This window comes from Ensifer sp. SSB1 (assembly GCF_016652895.1).
GTDB lineage: Bacteria > Pseudomonadota > Alphaproteobacteria > Rhizobiales > Rhizobiaceae > Ensifer.
On sequence record NZ_JAEPRP010000051.1, the window covers coordinates 1 to 11419 of the forward strand.

Here is an 11419-nt window from a genome sequence, read left to right on the forward strand (position 1 = left end):
CTGGGCGGACGATCGCGTGTTTCGTGACGGGCACTGGATGTTCGAGACCGCCGACCCGGCCCTGCGCAGCCTGCATTATGTCGCGGGCGGACACTTCTACGCGATCGGCGAAGCGATCGACATATCCTCCCACTAGGCTGATCTTTCGCGGCAGTTGAAGCCGCGCCGGCAGGAAATGATCTGTGCGCGGGCCGCAATCATTACGCGTTTGACAAACGCATACCCAATTGGCTATACGTCATCATATAGCCAATTGGGTATGAGATATGTCGCAGTTGCAGGATGCGGTTTTTCGGGCGCTCGCCGATCCCACCCGTCGTGGGCTCTTCGAGCACCTCTGCCGCCAAGGGGATACGACCGTCGTCGGATTGCTGGCCGATGCCGGCGTTTCGCAGCCGGTCGTGTCCAAGCATCTGAAAATCCTGAAGGCGGCAGGGCTCGTGCACGACAGGCATGAGGGCCGCTACACTTATTACAGCGCGAAGCGCGAGGCGCTTGCGACCCTGGTTGACTGGACGACGGAGATGGCCGGCTTCTGGCAGGACCGCTTCGATGATCTCGATGATTTGCTGAAGAGAATGGACCAATGATCGAAACAACGGAAACTACACGCTCTGTCGTGGTCGAACGTGACTTCCCGCATCCGCCCGAGAAGATCTGGCGTGCCCTGACGCAACCGCATCTGATCGCCGAATGGCTGATGCGCAACGATTTCATTCCCGAAGTCGGCCGCCGCTTTACCCTGTCAGCCGATTGGGGACAGGTCGACTGCGAGGTTCAGACGATCGAGGCGAACCGCTCGCTTACCTATCGCTGGGACACCAAGGACCTCACCAGCGTTGTCACCTGGACGCTTGCTCCCGCCAATGGCGGCACGAGCCTGCGCATGGAACAGCGCGGCTTCCGCGCAGACCAGAAGTCCTACTTCCAGGGCGCAACCGTCGGTTGGCAGCGCTTTTTCACGCAGTTGGAAGAGGTCGTCGCAAAGCTCGACTGATCGCTCCATCGCTCGATCCAACGCCCGAATTCAAGGTGCCAGAATGACTTCTCTGATCCGGATAATCCATCGCTGGACGTCCCTGCTATTCTCCTTGGCCGTTGCCGGGATCTTTATCGGCATGCCCCTGGCGACGCTTCCCGAATGGGTCTACTACCTGCCCCTGCCGCCGCTGTTCGTGCTTTTGCCGACCGGCCTCTATCTCTTCGTGCTGCCCTATTTGAGCAAGCCGCAAGGCAGGGTTCAGGCGGCCGAATAGGGTGATGCGACCCGCCAATTTACCCGGCGAGAAGCGCCGGGCTGGCGAAGCGCTTTCGGTACTCGGCCGGCGTTACGCCGACATGGCGGGTGAAGGCCCGACGCAGCGTATCGGCATCGGCAAAGCCGCACTGGGCCGCGACCTGCTTGGGCGCGTCATGGCCCCGTTCGAGAAGGCGACGGGCCGCATGGACCCGCGCCTCCTCAACCCAGTTTGCCGGCGTGATGCCGACCTCGCTGCGGAAAAGCCGGGAGAAATGGCGCGGGCTGAGATCCATCCGCTTGGCGAGGCTGGCAACGCTGTGATTCTCTGCGGGATTGACGGCGATCCAGCGCTGTAGTTCCTGAAGCGCCGAGCGCCCGGCCGGTGCCGCTTCCCCCTTGCGGCTGAACTGCAGCTGCCCTCCGGGCCGCTTGAAGAACATCACGAGCTGGCTCGCCACCCGTTTGGCGACCTCATGCCCAAGATCCTCCTCGACCAGCGCCAGCGCCAGGTCGAGCCCGGCCGTCACCCCGGCAGCCGTGCGCACCGGCCCGTCGCTCACATGGATTGAATCCTCCTCGACGGTCACCTCGGGGAACCGCCGCGCGAGCGCTTCGGCCACCGCCCAATGCGTCGTCACGCGCCTCCCGGCAAGCAGCCCCGCCGCGGCAAGGAAGAAGGCGCCGCTGCAGACCGATCCGTAGCGCCGGACAATTGGCGCCCGCTGCCGCAGCCAATCCAGAACCACGCCATCCGCGGGCACCTCCGCCGCATTCGGACATCCGGCGACAAGCAGGGTGTCTATCACATCGTCGAAATCGCCGCCGATGATCCGGTCCGCCATCAACCGGACGCCGGACGAACTGCGAATTGGCCCGGGCTCTGCCGCGGCGACAAGGAGGCGGTAGGTCTCGCGCCCGACCTGCGCATTCGCTTCCGCAAAGACATCCAACGGACCCGAGACGTCGAGGAGCTGCACGCCGGGCAACGCCACCATCACGACCGTTCTCGCCATCTTCTCCATCCACGTCCGCCTTGATCTGAAAATGGCTGTATTTGACGTGTCACTTCAATTGCAGACAGATTGGGTGATTTCTATCCTTCTGGCGAGCTAAAAGCGCAAGGAGAAAGCACATGTCGCTCATCGTCAAAGAGGCAGCCATCCCCGATGGCGGGCTTGCGAGGGCCATCACGGAGTATATCCGCGACACGGAAACCGAACTGCTCTTCAACCATTCGAGCCGCGTCTACCATTTCGGCGCGCTCGCCGGCATTCACCGCGGGCTGACCTTCGACCGCGAACTGCTTTATGCCGGGGCGATGTTCCATGACATCGGCCTGATGCCGAGCCACAGCAGCAAGCATGAACGCTTCGAAGTCGACGGCGCCCATGCCGCGCGCGACTTTCTGCGTGGCCATGGCATTTCGGAAGCGGATGCCTACACGGTCTGGACGGCGATAGCGCTCCACACGACGCCGGGCGTGCCCGAACATATGCATCCGGTCGTGGCACTCGTGACCGCCGGCGTCGAGATGGATGTACTCGGCCTCACCTACCAGCAATATTCCGACGCCGAGCGCGAAGCCGTGGTCGGCGCATTCCCGCGCACGCCCAATTTCAAGGAAGATATCATTCAGGCCTTCTACGACGGCATCAAGCACAAGCCCGACACCACCTTCGGCAACGTCAAGGCCGATGTCATTGCTGACAAGGAGCCCCACTTCCATCGCGGCAATTTCTGCAACGTCATCCGCTGCTCGCACTGGCACGGCTGAGGCTCGTGCGAGGGTTGCCGCATGTCCTGCCGCAGCCCTTGCCCGACAGCCTATTCCAAAAGGCAATCGATCAAGGCGCGCGTCGCGGCAGACAGGTTGCGATGCGGCGGGTAGATGAGCGAGAAGGGACGCGACCGACCGCCCAGTTCCGGAAGGAGTTCGACCAGGCCTCCCTGCGCCAGGCGATCCCGCACGACGAAGTCATAGGTCTGGCAAACGCCAAGACCGGCCTCCGCCAGGGACACGGTACCGAGAACATCGTCTTGAACATGAACGGGGCCATGGGGCGTCCACTCGATATCCGAGCCGTCGACCCGCAACAACCAGGGCGCCGGACGGCCCGTGCTGGGCATGATGAAGGGCAGGCAGGCATGTTTCGTGAGATCGTCGATCGACTGCGGCATGCCGCACCGGGCGAGGTAACCGGGAGAGGCCACAAGCCTTAGCGGCTCGTCCCCGAGCTTTCTCCCAATCATCCCGCTGTCGGGAAGCTGACCGAGGCGGATTGCGAGATCATAGCCCTCGGCGACAAGGTCGACATTGCGGTTGGCAATCGACACTTCAACGGCAACCGACGGATACTTCAGCGCAAAGCGGGTCAGCTTCTCCGGCAGGCAAAAATGACCGTAGGTGGTGGAAACGCTGAGGCGGACCCGGCCGGCCACAACGCCTTCGCCCTGAACGGCGCGCTCGGCCTGGTCGATGGTTTCGAACGCCGTGCGGACCTGTTCCAGATAGGTTCGCCCCGCCTCCGTAAGGCTGATGCGCCGCGTCGTTCGCCGCAACAACTGCGTGCCGAGCTTCGTTTCCAGGCGGGTGATCGCCCGGCTCAGGACTGATGGCGTGGTGGCCAGCGCCACGGCGCCGGCCGTCATTGATCCCTTGTCGATGACGGTGATGAAGGCCTCGACGTCGGCGAGGTGATCGAATCGGCGCATTGTTGCCTTTCAGGACCAAATCATTTCCATGCAAGTGAATTTATCGCCGAATGTGGAGATAATAAATAGGCTGCATCAGCAACGCCCGCGACGCCGGGCCATTCCCAAAAAAGGAAATGACGATGACGGAGACAGCCTCGACCGCCGGAAAGCCAGTGCTTTTCGTTCTCACCAGCCACGGCTCCAAGGGTGACGGTGGCCAGCCGACCGGCTTCTATCTCGGCGAGGTCACGCATCCGCTGGCCGTGCTCGAAGCCGCCGGGATCTCGGTCGAATTCGCGTCGATCAAAGGCGGCGAACCGCCGCTTGACGGCCTCGATCTCGAAGACAAGATCAATGCGCAGTACTGGAACGACGTTGCGTTTCGAGCGGCGATCCGCACCACCGTCAGGCTCGATGATGTCGATCCCTCGCGCTACGCTGCGGTTTTCTTTGCCGGCGGTCACGGCGCCATGTGGGATTTGCCGCAAAGCGGTGCCGTCGACCGGGTGACGCGTTCGATCTTCGAGGCTGGCGGTGTGGTTGCGGCGGTGTGTCATGGCCCGGCGGCGCTCGTAAACGTCGAGCTGTCCGACGGTCGCTATCTCGTCGCCGGCCGCGATGTCAGCGCCTTCACTGATTCCGAAGAGCGTGCCGTCGGCCTCGACAAGACGGTGCCCTTCCTGCTCGCGAGCACTCTCGTCGAGCGTGGCGCGCGGCATCATCCGGCGCCGGACTGGACATCGAAGGTCGTCGTCGACGGCCAATTGATCACAGGCCAGAATCCGCAGTCCGCCACAGGCGTCGGCGAGGCGCTGCGCGACGTCCTCGCCGCCTGAAGAGCCCATTGCGGGAGGCCCATTCGGAGACATGAAGATGAAAATGCTGATGAAGTTGGCGGCCACGACGGCAATCGTGCTTAGCGCCACGCACGCGGATGCCGGAAATATCCTGGTCGTGCTTTCAGATGAAAACAGGCTGGACCTCAAGGACGGCAAGGTCTTCGAGACCGGCTTTTACCTCAACGAATTGATGCAGCCGGTAAAGGCGTTCCTGGACGCTGGCCATGAGGTAACCTTCGCGACACCAAAGGGCATGGCGCCGAGCGTCGATCGTACTTCGATCGACAAGATGTATTTCGGTGGCGATGAAGCGGCGATGCGGGAAAGCGAAGCACTGCTCGGCAAGCTGAAGATCACCTCGCCGACGGAGACCTCGGTTGTCAGCCTGTCGCGGGTGGCGCAGATCGGCTACGACCACTTTGATGCGGTCTACGTTCCCGGAGGCCATGCGCCGATGCAGGATCTGCTCGTCGACGCAAATCTCGGCCAGCTGCTTCGGCAGTTTCACATGGGCGGTAAGACGACCGCCTTGATGTGCCACGGGCCGATCGCGCTTCTGTCGACACTTTCCGAGTCGGCCGAGTTTACCGGAGAATTGGCGGCGGGTCGCCAGACTGTCGCCGATACCGGCTGGATTTATGCCGGCTATCGCATGACCGTCTTCAGCAATGGCGAGGAAGAGATGGCCAAGCCGCTGCTGAAGGGCGGGGAGATGAAGTTCTATCCCCAGGATGCCCTGGCACTGGCGGGCGGCATGATCGCCAACGGTGATACGCCCTTCCAGTCGAACATGATCGTTGATCGCGAGCTGATCACCGGCCAGAATCCGGCGAGCGCTGCGAAGGTCGCGGGTGAGATCCTGAAGCGCGTGCAGTAGTCCCTATCCTCAGGAGCGGCCATTGCGGTCGCGCAGAATTCGATTGCGAATTAAGTCTATGCAATGCATAGGTTTTCGATCGCCTTCACCCGGTCGCTCCGAGGTCGCCCATGCCCATCGCAAGCCTTGCCATGTATGTCAGCCCGGCGCCGCTGAAGGACGCGACGCGGATGTTCTGGGAGGCGCTGGCGGATCGCCTCTGTGCCGTTGGGCTCGATGCGCCTGCGGCCTTGAAGGAGGACATGCGCTACGACGAGCCCTGGCTTCGCCCAGATCTCCTGTTCGCGCAGACCTGCGGCTATCCCTATGTCCAGCGCCTGCGCGGCCAGGTGCAGCTGGTGGCGACGCCGGTCTACGGACTGCCTGGCTGCGACGGAGCGCTCAAATGCAGTTTCATCATCGTCAACGCCGCATCCTCGGCGCGTTCGATCGAGGATCTGCGCGGTGCGCAGGCGGCGATCAACGATCCCGGCAGCAATTCCGGTTACAACCTGTTTCGCGCCTTCGTGGCGCCCCATGCGATCGACGGACGGTTCTTCTCGACGGTGCTGCAGACCGGCGGTCATGTGGCGAGCATTGACGCCGTGTCCAGCGGTGCCGCCGATATCGCGGCGATCGACTGCGTGACCTTCGGCAACACCTTGCGCTTCGACCCCGATCGCGTCGCCGGCGTGCGCATCCTGGCAGAGACAAAAAAAGGTCCGGGCTTGCCGTTCATCACCGCAGCATCGACACCGGCGAAGGACCTGGTGTTGTTGCGCCGCGTGCTTGCGGAAACCATTGCCGACCCGGCGCTTTTCGAGATCTGCGACACGCTTTCGCTGCGCGGCATCAGCCTGCTATCCGATAGCGACTACGAGGCTCTGGCGGCTTTCGATCGCGATGCCGCCGATCAGGGATATCCGACGATCGCCTGACGGTTCGGCGGCGACGCTTCTCGATGGCCGTCGCGAACATCAGGCGCACGGCAGCTTTATAGAATATAAATTACATAGAATAAATATTTTACAGGCCTGGCGTTTCGCACGACCACTATTCCCGTTTGCGTGTCTTTGCCGCAAAGCCATGCGGCGCCTTCCCCTTGGTCGGTTTTTTATATTGGCGATTGAAATCTATCGCTTTTTCTAGCCGGAGACCCCATGTCGACTGACGCGCTGCCCCCGCAATCGAGCCTATCTCTAATCGCGCGCATCGAATGGCAGACCGTCGCGCTGGCCGTGGCCATCTATGGTGGTTTTTTCGCCCTGACCTGGTTCTGGAAGTCGCTTCCCGTCGCGGTGGTGATCGGCTTGGGCGGTTGGTTGATTGCCTGGCACGGGTCGCTACAGCATGAGGTCATTCACGGTCATCCGACGCGCGACCAACGCATCAACGATGCGATCGGATCGCCGCCGCTCTGCCTCTGGCTGCCCTACGCGATCTATCGGGAAGGGCACCTCGTCCACCATCGCGACGAACATCTGACGGATCCGATCGAGGATCCGGAGTCCTCCTATTTTACCCGAGCCGCCTGGGAAGGCATGGGCAAGGTGGGACGAAAGCTTGCCGAGTGGAACACGACCCTGCTCGGCCGGCTGACACTCGGACCACTGGTCATGATCCTGAGTTTCCTCGCGCAGGAACTGGCGCAGATCGTGCAGGGCGACAGGGAGCGGGCAAGAATCTGGCTCGCGCACGCGGCAGGCGTCGCCGTCGTCCTCATCTGGGTTCTTGCGGTCTGCGGCATGCCGCTCTGGCTCTACCTCTTCGGTTTCGTCTATGCCGGTGCGGCGTTGACGCGGCTTCGCTCCTATGCGGAGCACCGTTACGCCGGCCATCACGACGAGCGGACGGCGATCGTCGAAGGCACACCGCTCTTCGGCCTCCTGTTTCTCTACAACAATCTGCATGTGCTGCATCACCAGCGACCGGGTGTTCCCTGGTATCAGATCCCGGCGCTCTATCGCCGGCACAGAGGTGCACTGCTGGCGATCAATGGCGGCCTCGTCTATCGCGGCTATCTCGACGTCGCGCGTCGGTTTCTCCTGAAGCCGCACGACGATCCGCGCCATCCGCAGCACCCTTGAGCGCAAGCCGCAACGGCAAAGGCCGGCGTGAAGCGCTAGGCAGTTCGTCCATGGTGTGCTCGGTGATGGGCGACGAACGCGCGCACGGCTGCCGAGCCTTCGACCTTGCGATAGGCGACCGCGAGATCCGACGTGACGCGGTTTCGCGCCAATGAAACATAGCGCACGCCCGGAAGCTGCAGGCATTGCAGCGATTGCGGCACGAGCGCGATGCCCAGCCCGACGGCGACCATGCTCATGATGGTGGTGAAATCCCGGCCCGTCGCGCTGATCTTCGGGGTAAGGCCGGCGTCCTTGCAGGCGTCGAGCGTGCTTAAGTGGAAGCCGACATCGGCAGGTTGGCGCGGGGTTATGAAGGTGTGGTCGGAGAGGGCCGCGAGCTCGATGGCATGCTGGGCGGCCAGCGGATGGGCCGTCGGCAGCGCCACCACCAGTGGCTCGCGCAGAACCGTGGTCGTCGTCAGGCCGGCCGGGATTGGCGCCGGTGGGCGAATGTAGCCGAAGTCGAGATCGCCTTCCGCGATCATCGTGAGCTGCTGGCGCATTTCGATCTCGACAAGCTGAAGTTCGATGTCGGGAAACTCGTGACGGAAAGAGGTGAGTGATGCCGTCAGCACGCCGGAATAGGCGGCCGAGGCGACATAGCCGATCGATACCCTGCCCGTCTGACCGCGTCCGACCCGTTGCAGTTCCGACAAGGCGAGGTCGGCCTGCGCGACGATCTTTCGGGCTTCGTCAAACAGCAATTGGCCAGAGAGCGTCAGTTGTACCGAACGCTTCGCCCTATTCAGCAGCGGGATGCCGACCAGGCTTTCCAGATTGAGGATCTGCTGGCTGAGGCCGGGTTGGGCAATCCCGAGCCGGGCGGCGGCGCGCTCGAAATTTTTCTCCTCCACCAGGGCGATAAAATAGCGCAGGTGCCGAAGCTCGAAGGTTGCGGCGCGCGGTGACTTCGGAGCCGACATGAGGCCTCTTGGTGTAATAACTGAAAGCGATGCTGCCTGTTGATATCATAATCATTAGTTCTGAAAAAACCTGTGCCGACTTATTGGAATGGCGGAAAATTTGCATATAGAAAGATGACAAATTTACTCCAGATTGAGCGCGCGGTACGCGGTGCGCAGAGGCTTTCGTCGTCACATGTCACGCATTCACTGGTTGCTGCTTACGTCCGTCGCTTTGGTAGGATACGCCGGACAGTCGGCGATGGCGCAGCAGCAAGACGAGACCAGGCTCGAGGCGATCGTCGCGAAGGGCGACAGGGACGCCGGCGGTCCCGTCGAGGGCTATGTGGCGAAGTCGAGCCGCACCGCTTCGAAGACCGGCACACCCCTGCTCGAGACGCAGCAATCCGTGTCCGTCATCACGCATGACCAGATCGAGGCGCAGGGTGCGCAGACGGTAGGGCAGGCGCTGAATTACACGCCCGGCGTGCTGGCGCAGCCCTTCGGTACGGATCCGCGCTTCGATACGCCGATCATACGCGGTTTCGATGGCCGGCAGGCCCAGTTCCTGAACGGTCTGAGGATGATGCGCACCGCCGGCGCACCGGCCGTCGAAATATACGGGCTCGAAAACATCGACGTCCTGCGCGGGCCCGCCTCGGTCATGTACGGTCAAGGCAATCCGGGCGGCATCATCAACATGATCAGCAAGAAGCCGGTCTTTGAGAATTTCGGCGAAGTCGGCGTGCAGGGTGGAAGCTTCGAGACTTTTGGTGGCTTCTTTGATTTCGGCGGCACGCTGGGTGAGGATTCGGATTTCGCATACCGGCTGACCGGTCTTGGCAAGAATGCCGCTGCCCAGGTCGATGAACTGGACAACGACCGCTATTTCATCGCACCGGCGCTGACATGGCAGCCGGACGAGGATACCAAGCTGACGATCCTTGCGAGCGTCCAGCACGACAATCCCGGCACGCCCTCGGGCCTGCCGCCGCAATACACGCTGAACGCGACCGACTTTCGCCTGCCGCGCGACTTCTATGTCGGTGACGAAACCTTCGACCGCTCCAGCCGCACGCTCACCAATCTCGGATACGAGCTCGAACATCGCCTGAGCGAGAGCTGGATCTTCCGGCAGAATTTCCGCTACTCCGATTTCGATTTGGACTACCAGTCGCTCGGCATGTCGACGCTTGGTCTTGCGGCTGACGGCCGCACGCTGCGGCGAAACGCGACCTTCCAGGACGAAGCGCTCAACACAGTCAACGTCGACAACAATCTGCAGGGCGAATTCTCGACCGGCGACGCCGACCATACGCTGCTTGTCGGCCTCGACTATCGCCACTTCGACAACAATGTGCGGACCCGCTTCTTCCAGGCGACGCCGATCGACGTGCGCTCGCCAAGCTATGGCGGGCCGATCCGGCTGATCGCGCCGACGCTCGATACGACGGTCGACAGCGCGCTTTCGCAGCTTGGCGTCTATGCGCAGGACGAATTGGCACTCGGCGGCTGGCGGGCGACGCTTGGGCCGGGCCGGATGGCTCGCCCTTCGAGCCGACATCGGGCGAGCAGGTGGAGCTCGGTGTGAAATACGAGCCGGCTGACTGGAACGGTTTTTTCACGGCAGCCGTCTACGACCTCAAGCAGAAGAACGTGCTGCGCACCATCGCCGGCATCTCGTCGCAGATCGGCGAGGTCAATGTCCGTGGCCTGGAGCTCGAGGGCGTCGCCAGCATAACGCGAGGGCTCGACCTGCGCGCCGCCTATACCTACACGGACGCCCGGATTGCGGCCGGCGCTGACGACGGCAACCGCGTCGAAAACGTGCCGGAGCATATGGCGAGCCTCTGGGCGAACTACACCTTCCAGGAGGACACGGCGCTTGAAGGTCTCGGCGTCGGGGCGGGCGTTCGCTTCGTCGGCCAGCGCTATGGCAACAGCGCCAACACCTTCAACCTGGATTCGGTGGTGCTCGCCGATTTCGCGCTCTCCTATCAGAAGAATGGTTACAAGGCCTCGCTCAACGTTCAAAATCTGTTCGACAAGGACTATGTCGCAAGCTGCAGCTCCTTCGGCTGCTACTACGGCGACGGCCGCACATTCATGGGGAAGCTGACCTATAGCTGGTAGCGAATTGAGAGAGCGGGCATTGGGTCCTTTCGTCAGCCGCCGGGAACTGCTTCTCGGCGCGGCGCTGTTGCTTGCCGCGCCGGATGGCCGGGCCGACGTGCCTTTGCGCATCGCCGCGATCGACTGGGCGATGCTGGAGACGCTGTGCGCGCTCGGCCTCACGCCGGTTGCCGCGACGGAACTCATCCAGTTCCGAAGCGATGCGGTAGAGCCGGCGTTGCCGAACGATGTCGTCGATCTCGGATTGCGCGGCTCGCCCAATTTCGAGCTGATTCACCTGCTCAGACCCGACCTGATCCTGATTTCGCCGTTCTATGTGCGCCATGAGGCAGCACTCGGCCGGATCGCGCCGCTCTTCTCACTGCCGTTCTACGTTCGCGGCGAGCCGCCCTTTGAGAAGGCGCTGGCGGCGGTCAAGGCGCTCGGCGACCGGCTCGAACGTTCGGATAAGGCAGCGGCGTTGCTGAAGGAAATAGCCGGCGAAATCGAAGGTCACAGGCAGGCGCTCGCTCCCTTCGCGGGCAGATCCACCTATATCGTCAACATCGGCGATGCACGGCACGTGCGCGTCTTTGGTTTCGACAGCATGTTCGGCGACTTGCTTGCCCGGCTGGGTCTGCCGAATG

Annotated in this window: 12 protein-coding genes and 1 pseudogene; 10 read left to right on the forward strand and 3 right to left on the reverse strand. The window is 62.4% G+C overall.

The window, feature by feature from the left end:
* Positions 1-266 precede the first annotated feature (266 nt).
* Genes I8N66_RS14745 through I8N66_RS14755 form a run of 3 tightly spaced genes read left to right on the forward strand, consistent with a single transcriptional unit; the run spans position 267 to position 1256 of the window.
* The gene (locus I8N66_RS14745) at positions 267-590 is read left to right on the forward strand and encodes a metalloregulator ArsR/SmtB family transcription factor (protein WP_113539146.1); all 324 of its coding nucleotides are present in this window, start codon (positions 267-269) and stop codon (positions 588-590) included.
* The gene (locus I8N66_RS14750) at positions 587-997 is read left to right on the forward strand and encodes an SRPBCC domain-containing protein (protein ID WP_291154753.1); all 411 of its coding nucleotides are present in this window, start codon (positions 587-589) and stop codon (positions 995-997) included. Before I8N66_RS14745 ends, I8N66_RS14750 begins: the two co-directional genes overlap by 4 nt.
* A gap of 43 nt (positions 998-1040) precedes the next feature.
* Positions 1041-1256: a hypothetical protein gene (locus I8N66_RS14755; RefSeq protein WP_223728015.1), complete on the forward strand. Its 216-nt coding sequence runs from the start codon at positions 1041-1043 to the stop codon at positions 1254-1256.
* A 19-nt stretch (positions 1257-1275) separates the two neighbouring features.
* Here I8N66_RS14755 and I8N66_RS14760 read toward each other — a convergent pair whose 3' ends face one another.
* Positions 1276-2253 carry a GlxA family transcriptional regulator gene (locus I8N66_RS14760; protein ID WP_291154793.1) on the reverse strand — a complete coding sequence of 326 codons (978 nt, stop codon included), beginning with the start codon at positions 2251-2253 and terminating at the stop codon, positions 1276-1278.
* Positions 2254-2372: 119 nt separating this feature from the next.
* Between I8N66_RS14760 and I8N66_RS14765 the strand changes: the two genes are divergently transcribed.
* Positions 2373-3014, forward strand: coding sequence for an HD domain-containing protein (locus I8N66_RS14765; RefSeq protein WP_291154757.1), 642 nt, complete (start codon positions 2373-2375; stop codon positions 3012-3014).
* A 50-nt stretch (positions 3015-3064) separates the two neighbouring features.
* Here I8N66_RS14765 and I8N66_RS14770 read toward each other — a convergent pair whose 3' ends face one another.
* Positions 3065-3952 carry a LysR family transcriptional regulator gene (locus tag I8N66_RS14770; RefSeq protein WP_291154758.1) on the reverse strand — a complete coding sequence of 296 codons (888 nt, stop codon included), beginning with the start codon at positions 3950-3952 and terminating at the stop codon, positions 3065-3067.
* A 122-nt stretch (positions 3953-4074) separates the two neighbouring features.
* Here I8N66_RS14770 and I8N66_RS14775 point away from each other — a divergent pair, with 122 nt between their 5' ends.
* From I8N66_RS14775 to I8N66_RS14790, 4 genes are all read left to right on the forward strand, one after another.
* On the forward strand, positions 4075-4770 hold the full coding sequence (locus tag I8N66_RS14775; RefSeq protein ID WP_291154760.1) for a type 1 glutamine amidotransferase domain-containing protein: 696 nt from the start codon (positions 4075-4077) through the stop codon (positions 4768-4770).
* 49 nt (positions 4771-4819) lie between these two features.
* On the forward strand, positions 4820-5650 hold the full coding sequence (locus I8N66_RS14780; RefSeq protein ID WP_291154795.1) for a type 1 glutamine amidotransferase domain-containing protein: 831 nt from the start codon (positions 4820-4822) through the stop codon (positions 5648-5650).
* A 110-nt stretch (positions 5651-5760) separates the two neighbouring features.
* The gene (locus tag I8N66_RS14785; RefSeq protein WP_291154762.1) at positions 5761-6567 is read left to right on the forward strand and encodes a PhnD/SsuA/transferrin family substrate-binding protein; all 807 of its coding nucleotides are present in this window, start codon (positions 5761-5763) and stop codon (positions 6565-6567) included.
* Positions 6568-6789: 222 nt separating this feature from the next.
* On the forward strand, positions 6790-7716 hold the full coding sequence (locus I8N66_RS14790) for a fatty acid desaturase (RefSeq protein ID WP_291154764.1): 927 nt from the start codon (positions 6790-6792) through the stop codon (positions 7714-7716).
* Between the two features lie 35 nt (positions 7717-7751).
* Here the strand turns inward: I8N66_RS14790 and I8N66_RS14795 are convergent, their stop codons facing one another.
* On the reverse strand, positions 7752-8681 hold the full coding sequence (locus tag I8N66_RS14795) for a LysR family transcriptional regulator (protein ID WP_291154766.1): 930 nt from the start codon (positions 8679-8681) through the stop codon (positions 7752-7754).
* Positions 8682-8919: 238 nt separating this feature from the next.
* Here I8N66_RS14795 and I8N66_RS14800 point away from each other — a divergent pair.
* Together I8N66_RS14800 and I8N66_RS14805 are read left to right on the forward strand one after the other, a co-directional pair.
* Positions 8920-10793 (forward strand): annotated as a pseudogene (locus I8N66_RS14800) (TonB-dependent receptor); the annotation flags it as partial.
* A 46-nt stretch (positions 10794-10839) separates the two neighbouring features.
* Positions 10840-11419: ABC transporter substrate-binding protein (locus I8N66_RS14805; RefSeq protein WP_291154796.1), on the forward strand; the 580-nt coding region annotated here is incomplete at its 3' end.

Bases quoted from the DNA above. Each gene is read 5' to 3' on its own strand.
- I8N66_RS14745 (WP_113539146.1), top strand. From the start codon at position 267: ATGTCGCAGTTGCAGGATGCGGTTTTTCGGGCGCTCGCCGATCCCACC.
- I8N66_RS14785 (WP_291154762.1), top strand. From the start codon at position 5,761: ATGCCCATCGCAAGCCTTGCCATGTATGTCAGCCCGGCGCCGCTGAAG.
- I8N66_RS14775 (WP_291154760.1), top strand. From the start codon at position 4,075: ATGACGGAGACAGCCTCGACCGCCGGAAAGCCAGTGCTTTTCGTTCTC.
- I8N66_RS14770 (WP_291154758.1), bottom strand. From the start codon at position 3,952: ATGCGCCGATTCGATCACCTCGCCGACGTCGAGGCCTTCATCACCGTC.
- I8N66_RS14780 (WP_291154795.1), top strand. From the start codon at position 4,820: ATGAAGTTGGCGGCCACGACGGCAATCGTGCTTAGCGCCACGCACGCG.
- I8N66_RS14760 (WP_291154793.1), bottom strand. From the start codon at position 2,253: ATGGCGAGAACGGTCGTGATGGTGGCGTTGCCCGGCGTGCAGCTCCTC.
- I8N66_RS14750 (WP_291154753.1), top strand. From the start codon at position 587: ATGATCGAAACAACGGAAACTACACGCTCTGTCGTGGTCGAACGTGAC.
- I8N66_RS14755 (WP_223728015.1), top strand. From the start codon at position 1,041: ATGACTTCTCTGATCCGGATAATCCATCGCTGGACGTCCCTGCTATTC.
- I8N66_RS14765 (WP_291154757.1), top strand. From the start codon at position 2,373: ATGTCGCTCATCGTCAAAGAGGCAGCCATCCCCGATGGCGGGCTTGCG.
- I8N66_RS14795 (WP_291154766.1), bottom strand. From the start codon at position 8,681: ATGTCGGCTCCGAAGTCACCGCGCGCCGCAACCTTCGAGCTTCGGCAC.
- I8N66_RS14790 (WP_291154764.1), top strand. From the start codon at position 6,790: ATGTCGACTGACGCGCTGCCCCCGCAATCGAGCCTATCTCTAATCGCG.